The 22,136-nt window shown below is 38.9% G+C and carries 25 protein-coding genes; 24 read left to right on the forward strand and 1 reads right to left on the reverse strand.

Annotated elements, in window-relative coordinates:
* The 18 genes from Q7P05_RS01640 to pyrR form a co-directional block, all read left to right on the forward strand.
* On the forward strand, positions 1–512 hold a 512-nt coding region (locus Q7P05_RS01640; protein ID WP_303930172.1), incomplete at its 5' end, for an O-antigen ligase.
* A 519-nt stretch (positions 513–1,031) separates the two neighbouring features.
* A complete protein-coding gene (locus Q7P05_RS01645) occupies positions 1,032–2,537 on the forward strand; it encodes an acetyl-CoA hydrolase/transferase family protein (protein WP_039969068.1) in 1,506 nt (501 codons plus the stop codon).
* 28 nt (positions 2,538–2,565) lie between these two features.
* Positions 2,566–4,212: a methylmalonyl-CoA mutase gene (locus Q7P05_RS01650; protein ID WP_005386006.1), complete on the forward strand. Its 1,647-nt coding sequence runs from the start codon at positions 2,566–2,568 to the stop codon at positions 4,210–4,212.
* A 28-nt stretch (positions 4,213–4,240) separates the two neighbouring features.
* Positions 4,241–4,636 (forward strand): cobalamin B12-binding domain-containing protein, encoded by a 396-nt coding sequence (locus tag Q7P05_RS01655; protein WP_005386008.1) that lies wholly within the window; start codon positions 4,241–4,243, stop codon positions 4,634–4,636.
* Positions 4,637–4,714: 78 nt separating this feature from the next.
* Positions 4,715–5,653 (forward strand): methylmalonyl Co-A mutase-associated GTPase MeaB, encoded by a 939-nt coding sequence (meaB, locus tag Q7P05_RS01660; protein WP_005386009.1) that lies wholly within the window; start codon positions 4,715–4,717, stop codon positions 5,651–5,653.
* Positions 5,654–5,704: 51 nt separating this feature from the next.
* On the forward strand, positions 5,705–6,127 hold the full coding sequence (mce, locus tag Q7P05_RS01665) for a methylmalonyl-CoA epimerase (RefSeq protein ID WP_005386012.1): 423 nt from the start codon (positions 5,705–5,707) through the stop codon (positions 6,125–6,127).
* Between the two features lie 151 nt (positions 6,128–6,278).
* Positions 6,279–7,808 (forward strand): methylmalonyl-CoA decarboxylase subunit alpha, encoded by a 1,530-nt coding sequence (gene mmdA, locus Q7P05_RS01670; protein WP_303930174.1) that lies wholly within the window; start codon positions 6,279–6,281, stop codon positions 7,806–7,808.
* A gap of 73 nt (positions 7,809–7,881) precedes the next feature.
* The gene (locus tag Q7P05_RS01675; RefSeq protein ID WP_039969070.1) at positions 7,882–8,226 is read left to right on the forward strand and encodes an OadG family protein; all 345 of its coding nucleotides are present in this window, start codon (positions 7,882–7,884) and stop codon (positions 8,224–8,226) included.
* A gap of 23 nt (positions 8,227–8,249) precedes the next feature.
* Positions 8,250–8,417 (forward strand): hypothetical protein, encoded by a 168-nt coding sequence (locus Q7P05_RS01680; protein WP_004696483.1) that lies wholly within the window; start codon positions 8,250–8,252, stop codon positions 8,415–8,417.
* Positions 8,418–8,518: 101 nt separating this feature from the next.
* Positions 8,519–8,902, forward strand: a complete 384-nt coding sequence (locus Q7P05_RS01685) for a biotin/lipoyl-containing protein (RefSeq protein WP_287533453.1) — start codon at positions 8,519–8,521, stop codon at positions 8,900–8,902.
* Between the two features lie 70 nt (positions 8,903–8,972).
* Positions 8,973–10,094, forward strand: coding sequence for a sodium ion-translocating decarboxylase subunit beta (locus Q7P05_RS01690; protein WP_105094080.1), 1,122 nt, complete (start codon positions 8,973–8,975; stop codon positions 10,092–10,094).
* Between the two features lie 192 nt (positions 10,095–10,286).
* Positions 10,287–10,544, forward strand: a complete 258-nt coding sequence (locus Q7P05_RS01695; RefSeq protein WP_005377387.1) for a hypothetical protein — start codon at positions 10,287–10,289, stop codon at positions 10,542–10,544.
* A 38-nt stretch (positions 10,545–10,582) separates the two neighbouring features.
* Positions 10,583–11,881, forward strand: coding sequence for an SLC13 family permease (locus Q7P05_RS01700; protein WP_105089439.1), 1,299 nt, complete (start codon positions 10,583–10,585; stop codon positions 11,879–11,881).
* A 239-nt stretch (positions 11,882–12,120) separates the two neighbouring features.
* On the forward strand, positions 12,121–12,384 hold the full coding sequence (locus Q7P05_RS01705; RefSeq protein WP_004696474.1) for a SemiSWEET family transporter: 264 nt from the start codon (positions 12,121–12,123) through the stop codon (positions 12,382–12,384).
* A gap of 490 nt (positions 12,385–12,874) precedes the next feature.
* Positions 12,875–13,039: a DUF362 domain-containing protein gene (locus Q7P05_RS01710; protein WP_005386021.1), complete on the forward strand. Its 165-nt coding sequence runs from the start codon at positions 12,875–12,877 to the stop codon at positions 13,037–13,039.
* A gap of 107 nt (positions 13,040–13,146) precedes the next feature.
* The gene (gene lspA, locus Q7P05_RS01715) at positions 13,147–13,587 is read left to right on the forward strand and encodes a signal peptidase II (RefSeq protein WP_039969072.1); all 441 of its coding nucleotides are present in this window, start codon (positions 13,147–13,149) and stop codon (positions 13,585–13,587) included.
* 61 nt (positions 13,588–13,648) lie between these two features.
* The gene (locus Q7P05_RS01720) at positions 13,649–14,572 is read left to right on the forward strand and encodes an RluA family pseudouridine synthase (RefSeq protein WP_303930176.1); all 924 of its coding nucleotides are present in this window, start codon (positions 13,649–13,651) and stop codon (positions 14,570–14,572) included.
* Between the two features lie 158 nt (positions 14,573–14,730).
* Complete coding sequence (pyrR, locus tag Q7P05_RS01725) at positions 14,731–15,252, forward strand: bifunctional pyr operon transcriptional regulator/uracil phosphoribosyltransferase PyrR (protein WP_105089436.1); 522 nt, start codon at positions 14,731–14,733, stop codon at positions 15,250–15,252.
* 44 nt (positions 15,253–15,296) lie between these two features.
* Here pyrR and Q7P05_RS01730 read toward each other — a convergent pair whose 3' ends face one another.
* A complete protein-coding gene (locus Q7P05_RS01730; RefSeq protein ID WP_303930178.1) occupies positions 15,297–16,490 on the reverse strand; it encodes a nucleotidyltransferase family protein in 1,194 nt (397 codons plus the stop codon).
* Between the two features lie 186 nt (positions 16,491–16,676).
* Here Q7P05_RS01730 and Q7P05_RS01735 point away from each other — a divergent pair, with 186 nt between their 5' ends.
* From Q7P05_RS01735 to Q7P05_RS01760, 6 genes are all read left to right on the forward strand, one after another.
* Positions 16,677–17,240 carry a hypothetical protein gene (locus tag Q7P05_RS01735; protein WP_369680422.1) on the forward strand — a complete coding sequence of 188 codons (564 nt, stop codon included), beginning with the start codon at positions 16,677–16,679 and terminating at the stop codon, positions 17,238–17,240.
* Positions 17,241–17,243: 3 nt separating this feature from the next.
* Positions 17,244–18,449 (forward strand): acetate/propionate family kinase, encoded by a 1,206-nt coding sequence (locus tag Q7P05_RS01740; RefSeq protein WP_119209371.1) that lies wholly within the window; start codon positions 17,244–17,246, stop codon positions 18,447–18,449.
* A gap of 151 nt (positions 18,450–18,600) precedes the next feature.
* Positions 18,601–19,224, forward strand: coding sequence for a hypothetical protein (locus Q7P05_RS01745; RefSeq protein ID WP_105089433.1), 624 nt, complete (start codon positions 18,601–18,603; stop codon positions 19,222–19,224).
* A 114-nt stretch (positions 19,225–19,338) separates the two neighbouring features.
* A complete protein-coding gene (locus tag Q7P05_RS01750) occupies positions 19,339–19,905 on the forward strand; it encodes a nucleoside triphosphate pyrophosphatase (protein WP_295825891.1) in 567 nt (188 codons plus the stop codon).
* 167 nt (positions 19,906–20,072) lie between these two features.
* Complete coding sequence (gene radC, locus Q7P05_RS01755) at positions 20,073–20,771, forward strand: DNA repair protein RadC (RefSeq protein ID WP_295825895.1); 699 nt, start codon at positions 20,073–20,075, stop codon at positions 20,769–20,771.
* A gap of 326 nt (positions 20,772–21,097) precedes the next feature.
* Positions 21,098–22,135, forward strand: a complete 1,038-nt coding sequence (locus tag Q7P05_RS01760) for a rod shape-determining protein (RefSeq protein ID WP_105089431.1) — start codon at positions 21,098–21,100, stop codon at positions 22,133–22,135.
* The last annotated feature ends 1 nt before the right edge of the window (position 22,136 follow it).

The following is a 22,136-nucleotide window of genomic DNA, read 5'->3' on the forward strand; positions in this document are numbered from 1 at the left end:
TAGCAGTGCCAGTAATTTTATATTTTTATGATGGTGAAATAGCTTCAAGGTTGTGGTCTATATTCCAAGGCCATGATACATCAGCTGATCTTCGATGGGCTTTATGGGATAGTACCATGTATATCGTACGTGAAAATCCTATCTTTGGTATTGGGTGGAATACATTTTACTTAGTATATCCAGATTATAACTATTATATTCAAGGTCCTCACATCTTGATGTATCATGCTCATAATTTGTATCTTAATATATTAGCTGAATCAGGCATCCCAGGATTGATATCATTCCTAGCAGTTATTATTGGTCATGTTATTACATCTATAAGACTTAAAGGGGATATATTCCGCCAAGCTGCACAAGTTGGTGTAGGTGCGTTAGCTATAGGTGTTTTATTTAGTGGCTTATCCGATTTTGAGCTATATAGTCATCAAGTAACCATCGTATTTTGGCAATTGTTTGGTTGGGTAGGGGCTTTTGTAAAAGTTCAGTTATCTGCTGATAAATCTGCATAATTGTAATATCTTGTATAATTAGCATGTTTTATGGTAGATATATAATTTCATAATATGGTATAATTAATACATACCTTGGGTAGGTACGTATTAGGTAGTATAACCGGTTTTCTAATGTTAGACATAATTGAACATTATCGTTAGCATTTGAAAGCCGGTTTTTTGTATATCATTGTATCTTTATAGGGAGGTGTAAGGTCTAGTTCTTGTATATGAGATGTTGTTTTATATTGAAAAGGGTCTATATATTGTATAGAGAGAGTTCGATTTAATTGAAAAACATCAATATATGCCATATATCGATGATTCCTGTGAGTTATAACGATGTGAATAAAACTTATGTGGAAATGTGAAAATCTATGCATTTTAATCATAATGCTAATCAAAGTGTGATAAAAAATACATTTTAGTCATATAAGTTGACAATGCATTGGATGTGGACTACGATGAAGTCGGTTTAAGGAACGACCAAGAGATCAAACTGTCGTTTATACAATGTTACTCTTAAAGGAGATGGTAATGGTGATAGACATCAAAGACCGCGTTAAATGTGCGGCCCTCCAAGGTAAAATTGTCACTGCTTATGATGCAGCTCTTTTGATTAACCCTAACGATAAAGTTGGTATTTCCGGCTTTACTCCATCTGGTTATGCAAAAGCAGTGCCATTGGCATTGGCAGAAAGAATGGAAAAAGAACCATTCAAAATTGATTTGTGGACAGGTGCTTCCGTAGGTGATGAAGCTGATGGCGCGTTAACTCGTGCTAACGGTATCAATCGTCGTTTCCCATATCAAACAAATGGGGATACACGTAAAGCCTTAAATAGCGGTGCTGTTAAATACATCGATATGCATTTAAGCACAATGGCACAAAATGTTCGCTATGGTTTCTTTGGCGATTTAGACGTAGCTATCGTAGAAGTTTGTCAAATCAACGAAGATGGCTCTTTAGTACCTACAACATCTGTTGGTAACTCTCCAACATTTGTTAGCCAAGCTAAAAAAGTTATCGTAGAAGTAAACGTATCCCAACCACTTTCCTTGGTAGGTATGCATGATATCTATGAACCACTCGATCCACCACATCGTAAACCAATTCCATTGGAAACACCTGGTGATCGTATTGGTACTGAAGCAATTCCTTGTGACCCAAGTAAAATTGTTGCAGTTGTACCTTGTGATGTTCCTGATACAACAAGACCTTTGGCACCTATCGATGATGATGCAAAAGCAATGAGTCAACACCTTATCAAATTCTTCGAACAAGAAATTGCAGAAGGTCGTTTGCCTAAGAACTTGCTTCCATTACAATCTGGTGTAGGTTCCGTAGCAAATGCGGTAATCAGTGGTCTTGCTAAAGGCCCATTCACAGATTTGTCCATCTATACAGAAGTAATCCAAGATGGTATGTTCGACTTGATCGATGCTGGTAAAGTAACTGTATGTTCCGGTACTGCATTAAGTCCTTCTCCAGATGGGTTGAAACGTTTCTATGCGAATATTGATGAATATCGTAAAAAAATCATTCTTCGTCCGCAAGAAATTTCCAACAACCCTGGTATTGCTCGCCGTATTGGTGTCATTGCCATGAATACCGCTATCGAATTTGATATTTTTGGCAATGTAAACTCTACTCATATTATGGGTAGCAAAATGATGAATGGTGTTGGTGGTTCTGGTGACTTTGCACGTAGTGCATATCTCACTATTTTCTGCACTAACTCCGTTGCTAAAAATGGCGACATCAGTTCTATCGTTCCATATGTATCTCATGTGGATCATCCAGAACATGACACTATGATTTTCTGTACAGAACAAGGTGTTGCTGACTGCCGTGGTTTGAGCCCAGTGGAAAGAGCTCGTTTAATCATTGAAAAATGTGCTCACCCAGACTACAAACCTATGTTAACTGAATACCTAGAAAAAGCATTAGCTGCAACAAAGAATGCCCATACACCTATGTTGCTTGATGAAGCTCTTTCTTGGCATAAACGCTTCACAGAAACTGGAAGCATGAAAAAATAACCTGTTTTTTTAGGAGGATGATGAAAACATGGCTTACGAAAACTTAAAAGCCCAAATTGCTGAGTACAACAAACTTTGTGACGAAAAAAGTGCAAAAACTCCAGAACGTCAAAATTTAAAATACAACCGTGTATATACACCAGTTGATATCGAAGGTTTTGACTATGAACGTGATTTGGGTATGCCTGGCGAATTCCCTTACACTCGTGGCGTACAACCTACTATGTACCGTGGTCGTTTCTGGACAATGCGTATGTATGCAGGCTTCGCTACAGCAGAAGAATCTAACAAACGTTACCGCTACTTAATCGAGTCTGGTGCAACTGGTCTTTCCTGTGCATTCGACTTACCTACACAAATCGGTTACGACTCCGACGATGCAGTTGCAGAAGGCGAAGTTGGTAAAGTAGGTGTAGCGATTGACTCCTTGGCAGATATGGAAATCTTGTTCGACGGCATCGATCTTGGTAAAGTATCCACATCCATGACAATCAACGCTCCAGCATCCGTTTTGTTGGCAATGTATATCGCAGTAGCTGAAAAACAAGGCGTACCTTCCACAGAATTGAAAGGTACAATTCAAAATGATATTTTGAAAGAATACGCAGCTCGTGGTACATACATTTTCCCACCAAAACCATCCATGCGTTTGATCACTAATATCTTCGAATATTGTTCTCAAAACGTTCCAAAATGGAACACAATCTCCATCTCCGGTTACCATATCCGTGAAGCAGGTTCCACAGCAGCACAAGAAATCGCATTCACAATTGCTGATGGTATCGCATACGTAGAAGCAGCTTTGAAAGCTGGTCTTGATGTTGATACATTTGCTGGTCGTCTTTCCTTCTTCTGGAATGCTCATAACAACGTACTTGAAGAAGTTGCTAAATTCCGTGCATCCCGCCGTCTATGGGCAACAATCATGAAAGAACGTTTTGGTGCTAAAAAACCAAAATCCATGATGCTTCGTGTACATACTCAAACAGCTGGTTCCATGTTGACTGCACAACAAGTTGATAACAACATCGTTCGTGTTGCTCTTCAAACTGCAGCTGCTGTAATGGGCGGTACTCAATCCTTACATACAAACTCCCGTGACGAAGCTTTGGCTCTTCCTACAGAAGCATCTGTACAAGTAGCTCTTCGTACACAACAAATCGTGGCTTACGAATCTGGTTTGGCTGACGTAGTAGACCCATTGGGTGGTTCCTACTATGTAGAAGCTATGACTAACGCTATCTATGACGAAGCTATGGCATACATTAAGAAAATTGATGAAATGGGCGGCGCTGTAGTAGCAATCGAAAAAGGCTACATCCAAAAAGAAATTCAAGAATCCGCTTACAAATGGCAAATGGAAGTTGAATCTGGCTTGCGCACAATCGTTGGCGTAAACAAATTCCAAGTTGAAGAAGAAGCTCCAAAAGACTTACTTCGCGTAGACGCTTCCGTTGGTGTTAACCAATCCAAGAAAACTCAAGCAGTTCGCGCTAACCGCGATCAAGCAGCAGTTGATAAAGCATTAGCAGCTCTTAAAGCTGGTGCAGCTGATGAAAACGTTAACTTGATGCCATTAATTCTTGATGCAGTTAAAACATATGCTACTTTGGGTGAAATTTGTAATGTATTGCGCGAAGTATTCGGTGAATACGAAGCTCATTCCACATTATAATATCGGCTAATTTCGGAGGTAATTAATCATGGCAGAAAAACGTATTAGAGTAATCGTAGCAAAACCAGGTCTTGATGGTCATGACCGTGGTGCAAAAGTAGTAGCACGCGCACTTCGCGATGCTGGTTTCGAAGTAATCTACACTGGTCTTCGTCAAACTCCAGAACAAATCGTTGAAGCAGCTCTTTCTGAAGACGTTAATGTAGTTGCATTATCCCTTCTTTCTGGTGCTCATAACACATTGTTCCCTAAAATTGTTGAACTTTTGAAAGAAAAAGGCATGGGCGATGTACTTGTAATCGGTGGTGGCGTTATTCCTGACGCTGATATCCCTGGCTTGAAAAAAGCTGGCGTAGCAGAAGTATTCACACCTGGTACACCAACTGGCGATATCGTTAAATTCATCAACGAAAACGTTAAATAATTAATTGGGCAAGAGAGGAGCACAACTGAATAGTTGGCTCCCCTCTATTCCCATATTCTAAGATAGGTGGTGAGGCGAGTGGATTTAGTTAAAGAACTTTTCGAAGGTTCTCGACTAGCCTTAGCACGGTCCATAACAGCTGTAGAAAACGAGTATGATAATGCCATTGATATTATGAAGGCTATTTACCCTAAAACAGGGAATGCACGTATTCTCGGTATTACAGGGGCCCCTGGTGCTGGTAAAAGTACGTTGACAGATAAAGTTGTTAAACATTATCTAGATCAAGGTAAGAAAATCGGCATCGTTGCCATCGACCCAACTAGCCCATTCTCTGGTGGTGCTATCTTGGGGGACCGTATTCGAATGAATGATTTGACATTAAATGAAAATGTATTTATTCGAAGCATGGGCACGCGTGGTAGTCTTGGTGGTTTGTCCAAAAAGACTGCAGACGTTGTAAAACTCATGGATGCCTTTGGCATGGATTTAGTAATCATTGAAACAGTAGGTGTAGGTCAATCTGAAGTAGATATCGTAAAAAATGCAGATACTACATTGGTTGTACTTGTTCCTGGTCTCGGTGATGATATCCAAGCTATCAAGGCAGGTATTCTTGAAATTGGCGATGTATTTGCTATCAATAAAGCTGACCGAGATGGTTGTGATCGTTTGAATGTAGAAATTGAAATGATGCTTGACCTAGACTCTCGTGAAGTAAAATGGCGCCCACCGATTAAGCGCACAATTGCTAGTAAAGACCAAGGCGTAGATGAACTCATCGACGCTTTAGATGAACATTTTGAGTATCTTGAAGATTCTGGTGAATTGGAATCTCGTCGGGCAGAACGTACTCGTGATGAAATCATCGCAATGATTAATGAACAAATTGGTCGTTATGTAGCTGACAAAATCGTTACAAGCGACGAATTTAATAGCCAAGTGGCAGCTGTTAATGAACGCGAAAGCGATCCATACACAGTTGTTAACGGCGTAATGACAAGCGTGCTAAAGTAGACGGCGACTACATAGCATTAGAGATTTAGCCTTATAAAGGAGATAATCGAAATGGCTTTTAAAGTATTACAAGTGGATCACATCGGTATTGGTGTTAATGATTTAGCAGCAACTAAAGAATTCTATAAAAATGCATTGGGTATTGAACATCTTCCTGAAGATGAAGTGGTTGAAGAACAAAAAGTAAAAGTATCCTTCTTCCCATGTGGCGATGCTGAACTTGAATTCTTAGAAACTACAACTCCAGATGGCCCTATTGGTAAATTCATCGAAAAAAATGGCGGTCGTGATGGTATCCAACACGTTGCATTGCGCGTTGATAATATTGAAAATGCTATTGCTGATTTGATGGCTAAAGGCGTTCGTATGATTGACGAAAAACCTCGTTACGGTGCAGGCGGTTCCTCCATTGCTTTCTTACATCCAAAAGCAACAGGCGGCGTATTGCTTGAATTATGTCAACGTATGAAATAATACAGTATCCAATTCACATCATTATGTATGAGTAATAGATATACATATTCATATAATCATGAGTTATATATTAAATATGTATGCATGCTTGAACTTTAATTATTAATGAAATAAAATGATACTGTAACAAGTTTTATTTGGAGGTGCTATAATGGCAACAGTGCAAGAAAAAATCGAGTTATTGCACGAAAAACTAGCTAAAGTTAAAGCTGGTGGCGGTGAAAAACGCGTTGAGAAACAACATGCTCAAGGCAAAATGACTGCTCGTGAACGTTTGGCTAAATTGTTCGATGATAACTCTTTCGTTGAACTTGATCAATTTGTTAAACATCGTTGTGTTAACTTCGGTCAAGATAAGAAAGAATTACCAGGCGAAGGTGTAGTAACTGGTTATGGTACTATTGACGGTCGTTTAGTATATGCATTCGCACAAGATTTCACTGTAGAAGGTGGTTCCCTTGGTGAAATGCATGCTGCTAAAATCGTTAAAGTACAACGTTTAGCAATGAAAATGGGTGCTCCTATCGTTGGTATCAATGATTCCGGCGGTGCTCGTATTCAAGAAGCTGTAGATGCTCTTGCTGGTTACGGTAAAATTTTCTTTGAAAATACAAATGCATCTGGCGTTATTCCACAAATTTCCGTAATCATGGGTCCATGCGCAGGCGGTGCTGTATATTCTCCAGCATTGACTGACTTCATCTACATGGTTAAAAACACATCTCAAATGTTCATCACTGGTCCTGCAGTAATCAAATCTGTAACTGGTGAAGAAGTAACAGCTGAAGATCTTGGTGGCGCAATGGCTCACAACTCCGTGTCTGGTGTTGCTCACTTTGCAGCTGAAGATGAAGATGATTGCATCGCACAAATTCGCTACTTATTAGGCTTCTTGCCATCCAATAATATGGAAGATGCTCCATTAGTAGATACTGGCGATGATCCAACTCGCGAAGACGAAGGCTTGAACAGCTTGTTGCCTGATAACAGTAACATGCCATACGACATGAAAGATGTTATCGCAGCTACTGTAGATAATGGCGAATACTATGAAGTACAACCATTCTATGCTACAAACATTATCACTTGTTTCGCACGTTTTGACGGTCAATCCGTTGGTATCATTGCTAACCAACCAAAAGTAATGGCTGGTTGCTTGGACATCAATGCATCCGACAAATCTTCCCGTTTCATCCGTTTCTGTGATGCTTTCAATATTCCAATCGTTAACTTCGTTGACGTTCCTGGTTTCTTGCCTGGCACAAATCAAGAATGGGGCGGTATCATTCGTCATGGTGCTAAAATGTTGTATGCTTACTCTGAAGCTACAGTACCAAAAATTACTGTTATCACTCGTAAAGCATACGGCGGTTCTTACCTCGCTATGTGTTCCCAAGATTTGGGCGCTGACCAAGTATACGCTTGGCCTACATCCGAAATCGCTGTAATGGGTCCTGCTGGTGCAGCTAACATTATCTTCAAAAAAGATGAAGACAAAGACGCTAAAACAGCTAAATACGTAGAAGAGTTCGCAACTCCATATAAAGCTGCAGAACGTGGCTTCGTAGATGTTGTAATCGAACCAAAACAAACTCGTCCAGCAGTTATCAACGCTTTGGCTATGCTTGCAAGCAAACGCGAAAACCGTGCTCCAAAGAAACATGGTAATATTCCATTATAATTCGATTCGATAACAAGATCATCGAATTTGGGAGATACCTTTCTTTACTACTTTTTTAGAAAGGGGAATGATTATGGAAGGACAAGCAGTTACTACCAATCCTTGGTTAATCATGGCCATTAATATGACAGTTGTATTTGTTGTGTTGATTCTTTTAGGTATTTTGATGTCAATCGTTCATTTGATTGACCCTACTAAGAAGAAAAAAGACGTACCACCAAGTGCACCTGTTGCGGCTCCCGCAGCTACACCGGTGGCTGCACCAAATGCATCTGCTCAAAATGAAGGTGAAGTAGTAGCAGCTATCGTAGGTGCCATTGTGGCGATGGGGTATTCATCTGAACAAATTGCATCTATTCGACCTACAGCAACCAGTGCTAAATGGCGCTTGGAAGGTCGTTTAAGCGGTAGAGGTTAATAATATTTTAGGAGGCATTTGTAATGAGCAATGCTACAACAACTAACGGTAAAGCTCCATCTCAAGATGTAGTAGCAGTAATCGTTGGTGCATTAGCGGCAATGGGTTATTCCGCTGATCAAATCGCGCATATCCGTCCAATCGTAAGCTATAATTGGAAAATGGAAGGACGTTTGCGCGGTAATCGATAAGATTATTGGCAGTTAGATAATCTAATAGATTATCCAATTTATATGTGTAAAGAAAATTTATAAGTATTGTGTAGACACTACACATTTTGGAGGAATTTAAAATGAAAAAATTCAACATTACAGTAAACGGCACAGCATATGATGTAGAAGTTAATGAAGTAAAAGGTGCAGCTCCTGCAGCAGCTCCTAAAGCAGCTCCAGCAGCAGCTCCTAAAGCAGCTCCTGCACCAGCTCCAGCTCCAGCTGCAGCAGCAGCTCCAGTTCCAGCAGGTGCTGAAACTGTAAAAGCTCCAATGCCTGGTAAAATCTTATCTGTAGCAGTATCCGCTGGTCAAGCAGTTAAAAAAGGCGAAACTTTGTTGATCCTTGAAGCTATGAAAATGCAAAACGAAATCGCAGCTCCTCATGATGCTGTAGTTGCAGAAGTTCGCGTAGCTGCTAACCAAACTGTATCCACTGGCGACGACATGGTTGTTCTTGGTTAATACCAAGTTGTGTGTGGCGCGGCTGAGCCGCGTCATATGACAATTTTATATTTGTGAAAGGGGAACGCATATGGAGGCTTTTGCTGTTGCGATTCAATCCGTTATTACAGATAGCGGGTTCCTCGCATTTACAACAGGCAATGCTATTATGATTCTTGTAGGTTTGATCCTATTGTACTTGGCATTTGCTAAAGAGTTTGAACCTTTATTGTTGGGTCCGATTGCGTTTGGTTGTGTACTTGCTAATATTCCTCGTAATGGTTTCGAAGAAGGCGTTATGGCACTTATTAGCGCAGGTATCTCCCAAGAAATCTTCCCACCTTTAATTTTCCTTGGTGTAGGTGCAATGACTGACTTTGGTCCACTCATTGCTAATCCTAAAACATTGCTTTTAGGCGCTGCCGCTCAAATCGGCGTATTCGTTGCTTTAGGTGGCGCAATGATGCTTGGCTTCACAGCTCAAGAAGCAGCTGCTATCGGTATCATCGGTGGTGCTGACGGCCCTACATCCATTTACTTAGCTACTAAGCTAGCTCCTCATTTATTAGGTGCTATCGCGGTTGCCGCATATTCCTATATGTCCTTGGTACCGTTGATTCAACCACCTGTAATGAAATTATTCACTACGCAAAAAGAACGCGAAATTGTTATGGAACAATTGCGTGAAGTTACACGTTTTGAAAAAATCGTATTCCCAATTATTTCTACGATCTTCATTTCCTTATTGCTTCCTTCCATTACATCCCTTTTAGGTATGTTGATGTTAGGTAACTTGTTCCGTGAATCTGGCGTAACTGATCGTTTGTCCGATACATCTCAAAATGCGTTGATCAATACTGTTACTATCTTCTTAGCAACTGGTACTGGTTTAACAATGAGTGCGGAACACTTCTTAAGCGTGCAAACACTCCTTATCATTTGCTTAGGTTTGGTTGCATTTATCGGTGGTACTGCTGGTGGCGTATTATTCGGTAAATTGATGAGCTTAGTAGATGGTGGTAAAACAAATCCACTTATTGGTTCTGCTGGTGTATCCGCGGTTCCAATGGCGGCTCGCGTATCTCAAGTTGTAGGTGCGAAAGCTAACCCAGCTAACTTCTTGCTCATGCATGCTATGGGTCCAAACGTAGCTGGCGTTATCGGTACAGCAGTAGCAGCAGGTACAATGCTTGCTATGTTGTCCAACCACTAGTAATTTAATAATTATTCACCAAGGTGTGCCTAATTAGGTACACCTATTGGTGAATATAAAAACCCTTCAAATCTATGTATTCATGCATAAATAGGGTATATTTGCAATAAATGCTTTTCAGATCGGTCATTAGGTGATACAAGAATTCACACAATAACCTTCTAGTGCTTTAAATTTAGTAGAGGTGGTCACTTGTTATCTGTAGAATTAAAAATACTGATTTGTTTTATCTGGGCATTTATTGTATTTTTTATTACGGCACTGATTATCGGTGTTGAAGGCAAAGCTAAATGGTTTCAACGCAGAACTAAATATACTTGGTTTAATCGCCGAGGATTTTTAGGTGAAACCTTATTCTTTGGGTATCCTAAAACAAGAGAGGGATATGGGATTACTTTTTTGATGGCTTCCGCCATTGGTATCGTAGGTTATATTTTATACCTCTTATAACTATATCAGTGCATTTCTCTGAAGGGAGATGATGATGTATGGGTACTGCAGAACAAACCTTAATCGTCCTCGCAGTCATGGCTGTTTTATTTGTTACGGAAATTATTCCTTTAGCTATTACTTCTTTAGGCGGCGCTATTACACTTGGCCTTATGGGTATTATTACTCCTAAGGTTGTATTCTCTGGTTTATCTGATAGTACAGTTGTGTTGTTTGCTGGCATGTTCGTTGTTGGTGCAGCATTGTTCTACACTGGTTTGGCTCAAAAAATTGGGGAAACAGTAGTATCTCATGCTGGTACTAGCGAAAATGGCTTAATGCTAGCAATCATGGTTGTTACAGCAACTATGTCCGCATTCTTATCTAACACTGGTACTACAGCTGCTTTACTTCCTGTAGTTGTTGGTATCTGTGCTGTTGCTAAGATTCCTGCATCTCGCCAATTGATGCCTTTAGCATTCGCTGCAGGTATTGGTGGTATCATTACAATGGTTGGTACACCTCCAAACATTATTGTAAGTGGTACATTAACTAAATTTGGTGAACAACCATTTGGTTTCTTCGAATTTGCTTGGATCGGTATTCCTTTGACTATCGCCACAATCGCATTCATGATGCTTATTGGTAAACATTTATTGCCTAAACATGAAATTCAAGATGCTGGCGACGTTGAACAAGAAGTAGCTGCTGAAGATATTTCTAACGATCCTAAGAAACAATTATACTCTGGTCTTATTCTTTTAGGTGTAATCATTGCTATGATTTTAGGTGACTTCCTAAAAGGTTATGGTATCAACTTACCATTGAGCATGGTTGCAGTTATTGGCGCAATGCTTTGCGTATTAACTGGTTGCTTGAACGAAAAACAAGCTTACACATCTATTGACTGGGTAACAATCTTCTTATTTGCTGGTATGATGCCAGTAGCAACTGCACTTGACCAATCTGGTGCAGGTAAAATGATTGCTAATGCAGTAATCGGTGTTATGGGTTCTGACCCTAGCCCTTACTTTGCAACAGCAGTATTATTCGCATTGTCTTGTGTTATGACTCAATTTATGTCTAACACAGCATCTTGTGCATTGTTGGCTCCTATCGGTATCTCCATTGCTCAAGGTATGGGCGCTGACCCTCATGCTGTATTGATGGCTATCGGCGTTGCTGCATCTTGTGCATTCGGTACACCTGTAGGTACACCTCCAAATACATTAGTACTTGGCCCTGGTCAATACAAATTTACAGACTATGTAAAAGCCGGCGTTCCATTGATTTTAGTTTGCTTCGTAGTAAGCTTAATTATCATTCCAATGGTATGGCCATTCTTCCCTGGTAAATAATAGGGGATAGGTTACTCTACTATAAAGCACATACGAGGTCGAATCGTAAGATTCGGCCTCGTTTTTTATGATTTTAGCCTATATGATTTTAATATAGATTACATATAAGTGTAATCAAAAGCAATATGAATTAAACTAATTTGCATGATTAATTTTACACAATTGACTACATCGAAAAAAATATGATATAGTATATTGTGTAAGATATAATAATGTAATGTTGAATAAGGAGGTCATCTATGACAAAAGAAAGATTTAACATGTTAGTTGGTTCTATTGGTGCATTTATTGGTGTATTTGTATTTTTAGCCTATATCCCACAAATAATTGCTAATCTTCATGGTCAACCTAGTCAACCATGGCAACCATTATTTGCAGCAGTATCCTGTTTGATCTGGGTATTATATGGTTGGACAAAATCACCTAAACGTGATTATATTTTAATCGTACCAAACCTTGCAGGCGTTATTTTAGGTACACTAACATTCTTAACATCTTTCTAAGTGCTATAAGAAAAAAATAGTATTATTGTTATATAGTGAATAATAGTAAAGATATTACTTTACTTTATAAATATAAATGAGGTCGAATCGTATGATTCGGCCTTTTTTAGAGTGAAGTTTATATGTTAGATTAAAATATAGATAAGCGTTAAATCTGTTGTAATAAAAAAATAGTTTTTATGATAATAAATATTGATAATTAAATTCCTATTATAATGATTAGGATTTTATAAAATTGATAATTACAACATTCTCATTTGTTGAATATCATATTCAATTAATTAAATGAAAAGTAATATCAAAATACCTATAAACATAGGCTTTGTATGATAAAAATGAAAAAGTAATATGCAAAAATATATACAGTTTTTTATCATTTTCATTTGACTTTCAAAAAGAACTGTGTGATAATGAGAACATAAGTTGAGGCAAGTGCCTTTCTAAATGATAATAAAAAGTTCTGATCTATATTTTTATGGAGGTCCTAATTATGAGAGTTATTGCTGATGGTTGCATTAAATGTGGTTCTTGCGCATCTGTTTGCCCAGTTTCTGCTATTTCTGAAGGCGAAACTAAATATGAAATCAACGATACTTGCATCGATTGCGGTTCTTGCGAATCCGTTTGCCCAGTATCTGTAATTTCCGCTGAGTAATCACAAATTAAACGGCCCCTCATTGAGGGGCTTTTTATTTTGCCTAAATTTGCTTAACTTAGTATAATAGGACTATTAAGATATATATTATTATAAGGGAGTACAGCTTGTTTTATATTATACTAATTCTTTGGTTACTCTTAGATCAATGGACTAAATATTACATTATGAATCATTTTATGTTAGGTGAGTCTTTAGTGGTTATACCCAATGTATTTCATTTAACATATATTATTAATCGCGGTGCAGCATTTGGTATGCTTGCTAATCAGCGATGGTTTTTCTTACTGGTAGCGGTTATTTTGCTAGGCGCATGTGCATATTATTGGAAGCGCTTATCAAAAGGTCCGTGGACTTTACAGATTGGATCTGCTTTATTAGTGTCTGGTGCTATTGGTAATGGCATTGATCGTTACATGATTCATGGTGTGGTAGATTTTTTTGATTTCCGTATATGGCCTATTTTTAATGTTGCTGATATTGGTATCTGTGTAGGCGTAGCTTTAGTAGTCTACTATTTATTTACATTAAAAGATGATGATAAATAATTCATATATTATGACATATAATTAATTAATATATGATACTTAACTCATAGAGAGGTAGAGGATGAACGAATATATTGTAAATTCTGAGCAAGACGGTATGAGACTGGATGTATTCTTAACAGAACATATGGAAGGGTCTCGTAGTTATATTCAAAGTTTAATTAAAGGTGGTCACGTTACAGTAGGTGCTAAGGTAGGGAAAGCAAATCTTAGACTTACACCAAATGCTGTTGTACGTGTAGAGATACCGGAGCCTGAATCTGTAGAGGTAAAACCAGAGGATATTCCTTTAGATGTATTGTATGAAGATCATGATATTATCATTGTAAATAAACAACGTGGTATGGTTGTTCATCCTGCGGTGGGCAATTATTCGGGTACACTTGTTAATGCATTGCTATATCATTGTAAGGATTTGTCCGGTATTAATGGTGAGATTAGACCTGGTATTGTTCACCGTTTAGATAAGGATACATCTGGTGTTATGATGGCTGCTAAAAATGATGCAGCTCATATAGGTTTAGCGGAGCAGGTAAAGGAGCATTCTGCTAAACGGACATATTTAGCATTAGTACAAGGTAATATTGTAGAAGAAAAGGGTACTATTAAAGCTCCTATTGGAAGACATCCTAAGGATCGTATGAAAATGGCTGTTGTCTTTGAAAATAGTAAGGATGCAGTCACTCACTTTAACGTGGTTGAACGATTTGGACATCAAACCTTGGTTGAATGTAATTTAGAGACTGGGCGCACACATCAAATTCGTGTACATTTTGCTCATATTGGACATCCTGTTGTTAATGATCCGTTCTATGGTTACCGTCGTATGGATTTTCCTATTGAAGGACAGGCATTGCACTCTAAATCTTTAGATGTAAAACATCCTATTACAGGTGAAAGTATGCATTTTGAGGCGCCTCTTCCAGATGACTTCAAAGCATGTATAGAGTTTGCTAAAACATATCGAGAAGATAAGCGTAAATAAGCGAAAAAATGAAAAGAAATCAAACGAAATGTAAAGAAACGTAGACAAACGTAAATACATGCAAATGAAATAACTGTCTTATATTGTGGTTTACTAAATAATCTTCTAACTATATTTGTAAAGGGGCATAGAGAACTCTGTGCTATAAGGGCGTATATATGGAAAAGAAACGCTTATTGATGGATCAAGATGCTATTATGCGCGCGATTCGTCGTATTAGTCACGAAATCCTAGAACGTAATAAAGGCTTATCTAATGCTCTTATTGTAGGCATTGAACGACGTGGTGTTATTTTGGCAAAACGTTTGCAGGCCGAAATCGAACGCATTGAAGGTATTCGTATTGAATGTGAATCACTCAATGTTGCTATGTATCGTGATGATCGTGATGCTCGCCAAAAAGAGGGGAAACCATGTACGATTGATACAACGGAGAAAACAATCATTCTCGTGGATGATGTACTTTACACAGGGCGTACTATTCGTGCAGCGTTAAATGCACTGATGACATCTGGTAGACCTAAATCTATTCAATTAGCAGTACTCGTGGACCGTGGTCATCGTGAATTGCCGATTCGCGCAGACTATGTGGGTAAAAATATTCCTACATCACATCTTGAAAGTGTACGAGTTGCCGTAGAAGACTTAGATGGTGAAGAAGGGGTTACAATACAGGAATAATCTGTATTGTAACCCCTTTTTTGCTTAAATTAAAATTATACTTTTTATTTGATATATTGCGGTGTATAGGTATAGTCTGTATGCCCTATACGTTTACCTTTATTATGGAAACATAAGGCTTGTATATCTGTAGCTAGTGTATCTATATGATGCATAGATTTTCCAAGATTATTGAGCTGAGTAGGTGCTTTAGCCCATTTTTGAATGAGTGGAATGTCATGTTTAGTCCTCAGCCATTGACGTCCTCTGTCGTTAAAGGCTAGTAATCTAGCGTATTGAGGACCGTCTTGCATAGCGATATTTATCAAGTCTTTCGTAATGCCTAATGTAAGATATGCACCCATGCGCTGTAAACGGGCGTAGGTGTAGCGCTTGGATTTTATTTGCTCAATGGCAGATTCCCATGAAGGCTGTTGTGCTGCTTTTAACCACAAGTGTTCAATACCTTCAGTAAAATCAACAAAACGCTCTAACTCATTGGCTGTCATGCGGCGACTCAACATATGTACCATATTGTAATATTTATTGTAGTCGACATAGTCATCATTTGTGATTCTATGCGTCATATCATCTAGAATTGGTGCTGGAATAGTACTTTGAAGCGTTGAACACATATCTAAGGAATTAGCAGTAGTGATGAGTTGACGCAATGCTGTACCTGAGGGCAACTCTTGATCGATAGTTTGATTATGGTGATCAGAGGTACGTTGAATGGGAATATACTCTAAAGTTGGATGATATTTTAATCCAGCTCGTATATATTCTAGCCCTAATAAGGCATTAGGTGTGCTAAGCATTTCAGAGCCTAAGGCTTTACGGAAGGCCGTTCCATAGGACATTCCTTCATTTAAATAACTACGTAACTCATTTTGGGTACTTTCACAATCCATACGTTTAGCCGTGTGGATGAGTTGATTTAAATCTGTTGTTTCAGAACCAAAAGAAAGGGTATCGATAGATAGTGACTTGATTAACCGAACCGCACCGGTCCCGAATAGTTGCGCACTGCCTAAGGAATAGAGCGTAGGGAGTTCGATAACAACATCTGCACCGCTAAGAATAGCCCAACGAGCACGATCAAACTTTGAGAATAGAGCCGGCTCACCACGTTGAACAAAGGAGCCACTCATAACACAAATGCGCAATACATCAGGGTATTTTGAAGCTAACGTATGTAGTTGGTGTGCATGTCCATTGTGAAATGGATTGTATTCGCAAATAATGCCGATGGTTTTCATAGTGTCTCCTTTCATTAGTGTTAGTGTAACAAAGCATAGAGGTACTGTAAATAAATTTTGAACTCAAGAGGGGATATAGTGAAGAAATAGACGTAAAAATGTACGTAAAACTAAAGTTTATTGTAGATTTTATTTGTTCTATAGGCTATAATTAACTGTAAATGCTGAATTGATGTGAGGTATATGATGAAACAAAATTGGAAACGTACATTACAAGGGGCTCTGCTCGGTGCTGTGCTGCTAGCAATGGCGGGATGTGGCTCTACAAATGTAATGGATACATATAGTTTTGGCCATCAAGTTATCCGTGCTGGTCAATCTGAAATTACCATTGCTTTGCCTTATGAAATGGGTAAAAGTACAAAAAATATGTCTGATGATGGGTATCCTATTGATATTTATGGTTCTGTTACAGAACATATGGTAATTGAAGTTGAAGCTTTGCGTGCTGGTGAAAACAAACCTTTACCAACGGTAGATGAGTATGTTAACCGCAGCAAATCTGAGTTTACTAAAATTGGCGGCACCATCAAGGAAGAGTCTGTAGCATTAGATGGCGCATCTGCTAAAAAGCTTGATGTGACCTATACGACTCAAGGACAAACATTTAGATTTTCTCAATACGTATTCTTAGATCATGGCGTATTGTGGAATATAGTCTACCAATATCCTGAAAAGGATCAGGTAGGTGCTGATATCAGCAAAGAAATTCAAAACAAGATTCAAGTTACACAACAGAAAGAGGGTTAATCGATGAACGTATTAGTAGTTAACTGCGGTAGTTCTTCCTTGAAGTATCAATTACTTGATATGACAACTGAAACAGAATTGGCAAAAGGTCTTTTTGAGAAGATTGGTGATCAAGATGCTATCTTCACTCATAAACGTCCTAACGCTGACAAATTAGAACGCGTTGAACCAATTTTGAACCATAAAGAAGCTCTTCGCATTTTGCTTGATATTTTAGTTGATGCTGAATATGGTGTAATTAAGTCCATGGACGAAATCGACGCTGTTGGTCACCGTGTAGTACATGGCGGTGAAAAATTCGCTGACTCCGTATTGATCACTCCAGCTGTTATGGAAGCATTAGAAGAATGCTGCGCATTGGCTCCATTACATAACCCACCAAACATTCAAGGTATCGAAGCTTGCCAAGCTATCATGCCAAACGTACCACAAGTAGCTGTATTCGATACTGCATTCCACCAAACAATGCCTAAAGAAGCTTATATGTATGCGCTTCCTTACGAATACTATGAAGACTATGGTATCCGTCGTTATGGTTTCCATGGTACATCCCATAAATACGTTGCACAACGTTGCGCTGAATTGATGGGTAAACACATGTCTGACCTTCGTATCATCACATGTCACTTGGGTAATGGTTCTTCCGTTTCCGCTATTAAAGGTGGTCGTTCCATCGATACAACAATGGGCTTCACTCCATTGTCCGGTTTGATCATGGGTACTCGTACTGGTGATATTGACCCAGCTATCGTTCCATTCTTGATGAATAAAACTGGCATGAACTACGAAGAAGTAGACACTGTAATGAACAAAAAATCCGGTGTACTTGGTATTTCCGGCGTGTCCAATGACTTCCGTGTTATCGAAGAAGCAGCAGCTAATGGTAACAAACGTGCTCAATTAGCATTGAACATGTTCCATTACAAAGTTCGCCGCGTAATTGGTGCATTCGCAGCAGTTATGGGTGGTGTTGATGCTATCGTATTCACAGCTGGTATCGGTGAAAACGGTATCGGTAACCGTGATGCAATCTGCAACGGTTTAGAATACTTGGGTACTCGTATTGACTCTGAACGTAATAATATCCGCGGTAAAGAACAAGAAATCAGTGCTGAAGGCTCCAAAGTTAAAATCTTCGTAATCCCTACAAACGAAGAAATCATGATTGCTCGCGATACTCAACGTATTACAGCATCCTTGAAAAAATAATATAGTTCGTATCTGAACTAGGTGACTAATAGAGTCATAAAACCCCGTCTATATCTTAGGTATAGACGGGGTTTTTGTAGTTTTTATACCTAGAATACCTTATAATAGAATGTATAGTTATAAAGTAGTAGTTCTTTTAAAGGGGTAACACATGACAGTATTATATGAAGAAAAATCTCAACGTGCTAAAAGTGCAGAGTGGTTAGTATTATGTTTTGTCATTCTATTATTATGCGGTGTAGCATACACTACATATCGTAGCATTAATTTACATACTGTGCTAATAGCTGAATACTTTATTGAAATTATGGCCATAATCGTAATTGTGAAACAGGCGGTTAGCCGATATACCTATATTTTGACAGATACAAAGTTGGTCATTGAAGAATCTTCTATCTTTAGAAAACGCCATTTTGAAGTAGATTACGATATGATTGATGGGGTGTTTAAGTTTGAACGTGAATTATTGACGAATATTAAATATCGATATAAATACAGAAAATGTTCTACTTCTGATCCACGTCCTATATGGTCTCTAGTGTATGCGATTGTAAAGGGTGATAAGGTCCAAAATGGTCGCCTTTTACTGAAAGCAGATGATAAATTCTTTGAAATCTTAGAAGAACATGTACCAGGGCGTATCCGTGTGCCGCAAGCAGACATTGTATTCTATGCTGCAGTGCGTGCTGATGCGGTAAAACACGGAGAAGATGTACAAGAGTACTATAAAAAGTTAACTACTCCTGAAAAGGATGGCCCAGATATTACTGTTTAGTTTACAAATATTCTGATTTATATTTTGTGATCTATATTTTCTGAGCTATGTTAGTTAGTCTTATTAATAAAATAGTTAAATTAACTAAAATTCTTATACCGTAAAGGAGTGCAAATGGCTGGATTATATTTGGCGAGCCAATCACCGCGAAGAACAGAATTATTAACACAAGTTGGCATTGATCATATTGTCGTGTCGAGCGCTTATGAAGAGGCTAATACTGGATATAATAATCCCATTGAAATGGTAAAAGCACAGGCTTTAGGTAAAGCTCGCGCTGCTGTAGATGTCCCTGAAGGTAGTATTGTTCTAGGCGCTGATACGATTGTCGTGCTAGATAATCAAGTGTTAGGCAAACCTCATGATGCGGCTGAGGCCCGTCACATGCTAGAACGTTTATCAGGCCAAGTTCATTCTGTTGTTACGGGAGTAGCTTTACTCATTAAAAATCAGGAAATAGTTTTTCATAATGAAACAAAGGTATATTTTAAAAAGTTAGCTCCTTTTGAAATTGAATCCTATATCGGTAGTGGTGAGCCTATGGATAAGGCTGGCGCCTATGGTATACAAGGTAAAGGCGCTTTATGGGTAGAGAAGATTGAAGGATCTTATACCAATGTGGTTGGCTTGCCTGTAGAGCATGTGTATGATGAACTATGTAAGGCATTAGGTGCTAAATAATACTATCGCTTTATAGTGATAGTGTTATAATTGGCTGTGCTGTGCTGTGCTGTGCTGTGCTGTGCTGTGCTGTGCTGTGCTGTGCTGTGCGCTATTGATATAGTAAGAGAGTAGATGTGTGTAGTTAGATTTACAAATGGTGTTATCTATTTGAATGGAGAGATTCTATGGAAGTACCAACAGTAAGTGTAAAAGACATGTTACCATTTCAGCGTCCCCGTGAAAAATTTCTTGCTTTAGGACCATCCCATATGGCGATGGAGGAATTGCTAGCTATTTTATTGCGTACTGGGGTGAAAGGTCAGTCTGCCATATCGCTAGCGAGTGATATCGTACAGTCCTATGATGATGGGGCGTACGGTCTTAATAGAATGACCGTTGAAGAGCTTATAAAAATTAAGGGAATTGGCACAGATAAAGCGGTAACTTTGTGTGCGGCTCTTGAGATGGGGCGACGATTAGGGGAACTAAAAATTAAGGCAACATACGAAGATTTTTCTCAACCTTTTGTCATTGCTCAATATGTAATGGAGCGCCTGCGACACGAAGAGGTGGAGCATGTATGGGCAGCTATGTTGACGTCTCGAAATAAGTTGATTCAGTTAGAACATATTTCGAATGGAGGTTTAGTATCTAGCCTCGTAGAGCAGCGAGCTGTTTTTAAGAAGGCCATAGCTTGTAATGCGGCAGCCATTATCTTAATACATAATCATCCATCTGGCGATAGCCGGCCTAGTGATGAAGATATACGACTAACCAAGTTATTTGTCAGTGCAGGTCAGTTCATGGGGATACCTGTGTTAGATCATATCGTCATTGGTGATAATGAATTCACTAGCCTTAGTGAAATCGGTAAACTCAGTTAAGTTATCCTTATATGATAAGTTTTAAAATGTATAATAATGGCTTTATAGTTTGTTGTATCAGTAAATAAGCACTCATAATGATGCGTTCTTTATTATGTCTAGTAAATAGAGAATGCATCATGATATGGGTGCTTTTTCTATTTTGTTCGACCTATAGGTAGCTTTGTAATGTATTACTTATGAGTGTGTAAATTATGTATGACTTAAGGGTACTTGAATTATGCATTTTCTGTGCTTTTAACAATGGTAAAAGCCTTGATATTAATAGAAAAAGTCGCATTATATGTGGTAAAATGGAATGATGATGTAATGAAGGAGATTTTACTATGAGTTCCATTTTACCTACTCTAGGAAAAGATGTAAGTATAGATATTGGGTCCATACAGACGCGCCTCATGGGGGGGACGCGAGGAACCGTTATAAGTGAGCCATCTATTATAGCCACTGATACGAAACAAGAAAAAGTAGTAGCCGTTGGGGATGAAGCGGCTCGCCTTGTATTGCGTATGCCAGATATGTGGCGACCTTTGACACCGTTGAAAGATGGCTTTATTGTGGATTATCGTGTTATGCATACGATGCTTAACTATTTTCTGAATAAGGTATCTAATGCATTGCGTCGTGCTCGAGTTCTTGTTGGTGTTCCATGCGGGATGACTGATGTTGAGCAAAGAGCGATGATGGATGCTGTTATTCAGGCGGGAGCCCGCGAAGTATTTCTTATTGAACGTCCTGTGGCTGCAGCTATTGGTTGCGGTGCACCTATCTTTGAAGCTCGTGGATCCATGGTCATTGATATTGGTGGTGGTACCGTAGATATGGGTATTGTTTCATTGGGCGGTATTGTAGATAGCAAAACTATACGCTTTGGTGGTTCAGATATTAACAATGCGTTGCTACGCTATGTACGCGAGTGTTTTGGTGTTATCGTTTCTGATGAAATTATAGAGGATATTAAACATACCGTAGGTACTGCTATGGCTCCACTAGAAGATGCGGAATATGCCTTTCAAGGCCGTGATATGATGAATGGTTTAGGTAGACGTTGTGTCATTCATCAGTCTGAAGTATACCAAGTAGTTAATGACTGTATCGGAGGACTTTTGGATGAATTAAAACAAATGATTCGTTCCGCTGAACCTGAAATTGTAGCCGATATTATGCAATATGGAATCTACCTCACTGGTGGTACAGCGCAATTATCTGGCCTGGCAGAGCGTATTGGAGGCGAGTTAGGTGTGCCTGTACACGTTCCGGACGCACCGGAGACGAAAGTTGTTGTGGGCCTTAATGGGGCTTCATCGGACTTAGTGAGTTTATCGAGATTTATTGTAAATTCTAAAAATAGAAAGGGCCAAGACTAAT

It is taken from the genome of Veillonella dispar (assembly GCF_937975875.1).
GTDB classification, from domain to species: domain Bacteria; phylum Bacillota; class Negativicutes; order Veillonellales; family Veillonellaceae; genus Veillonella; species Veillonella dispar_B.

Bases quoted from the DNA above. Each gene is read 5' to 3' on its own strand.
- Q7P05_RS01700 (WP_105089439.1), top strand. From the start codon at position 10,583: ATGGGTACTGCAGAACAAACCTTAATCGTCCTCGCAGTCATGGCTGTT.
- Q7P05_RS01685 (WP_287533453.1), top strand. From the start codon at position 8,519: ATGAAAAAATTCAACATTACAGTAAACGGCACAGCATATGATGTAGAA.
- Q7P05_RS01750 (WP_295825891.1), top strand. From the start codon at position 19,339: ATGGCTGGATTATATTTGGCGAGCCAATCACCGCGAAGAACAGAATTA.
- Q7P05_RS01655 (WP_005386008.1), top strand. From the start codon at position 4,241: ATGGCAGAAAAACGTATTAGAGTAATCGTAGCAAAACCAGGTCTTGAT.
- Q7P05_RS01720 (WP_303930176.1), top strand. From the start codon at position 13,649: ATGAACGAATATATTGTAAATTCTGAGCAAGACGGTATGAGACTGGAT.
- Q7P05_RS01645 (WP_039969068.1), top strand. From the start codon at position 1,032: ATGGTGATAGACATCAAAGACCGCGTTAAATGTGCGGCCCTCCAAGGT.
- radC (WP_295825895.1), top strand. From the start codon at position 20,073: ATGGAAGTACCAACAGTAAGTGTAAAAGACATGTTACCATTTCAGCGT.
- Q7P05_RS01740 (WP_119209371.1), top strand. From the start codon at position 17,244: ATGAACGTATTAGTAGTTAACTGCGGTAGTTCTTCCTTGAAGTATCAA.
- Q7P05_RS01680 (WP_004696483.1), top strand. From the start codon at position 8,250: ATGAGCAATGCTACAACAACTAACGGTAAAGCTCCATCTCAAGATGTA.
- Q7P05_RS01705 (WP_004696474.1), top strand. From the start codon at position 12,121: ATGACAAAAGAAAGATTTAACATGTTAGTTGGTTCTATTGGTGCATTT.
- Q7P05_RS01730 (WP_303930178.1), bottom strand. From the start codon at position 16,490: ATGAAAACCATCGGCATTATTTGCGAATACAATCCATTTCACAATGGA.
- mmdA (WP_303930174.1), top strand. From the start codon at position 6,279: ATGGCAACAGTGCAAGAAAAAATCGAGTTATTGCACGAAAAACTAGCT.
- Q7P05_RS01710 (WP_005386021.1), top strand. From the start codon at position 12,875: ATGAGAGTTATTGCTGATGGTTGCATTAAATGTGGTTCTTGCGCATCT.
- Q7P05_RS01760 (WP_105089431.1), top strand. From the start codon at position 21,098: ATGAGTTCCATTTTACCTACTCTAGGAAAAGATGTAAGTATAGATATT.
- Q7P05_RS01675 (WP_039969070.1), top strand. From the start codon at position 7,882: ATGGAAGGACAAGCAGTTACTACCAATCCTTGGTTAATCATGGCCATT.
- Q7P05_RS01690 (WP_105094080.1), top strand. From the start codon at position 8,973: ATGGAGGCTTTTGCTGTTGCGATTCAATCCGTTATTACAGATAGCGGG.
- mce (WP_005386012.1), top strand. From the start codon at position 5,705: ATGGCTTTTAAAGTATTACAAGTGGATCACATCGGTATTGGTGTTAAT.
- Q7P05_RS01735 (WP_369680422.1), top strand. From the start codon at position 16,677: ATGAAACAAAATTGGAAACGTACATTACAAGGGGCTCTGCTCGGTGCT.
- pyrR (WP_105089436.1), top strand. From the start codon at position 14,731: ATGGAAAAGAAACGCTTATTGATGGATCAAGATGCTATTATGCGCGCG.
- Q7P05_RS01650 (WP_005386006.1), top strand. From the start codon at position 2,566: ATGGCTTACGAAAACTTAAAAGCCCAAATTGCTGAGTACAACAAACTT.
- Q7P05_RS01745 (WP_105089433.1), top strand. From the start codon at position 18,601: ATGACAGTATTATATGAAGAAAAATCTCAACGTGCTAAAAGTGCAGAG.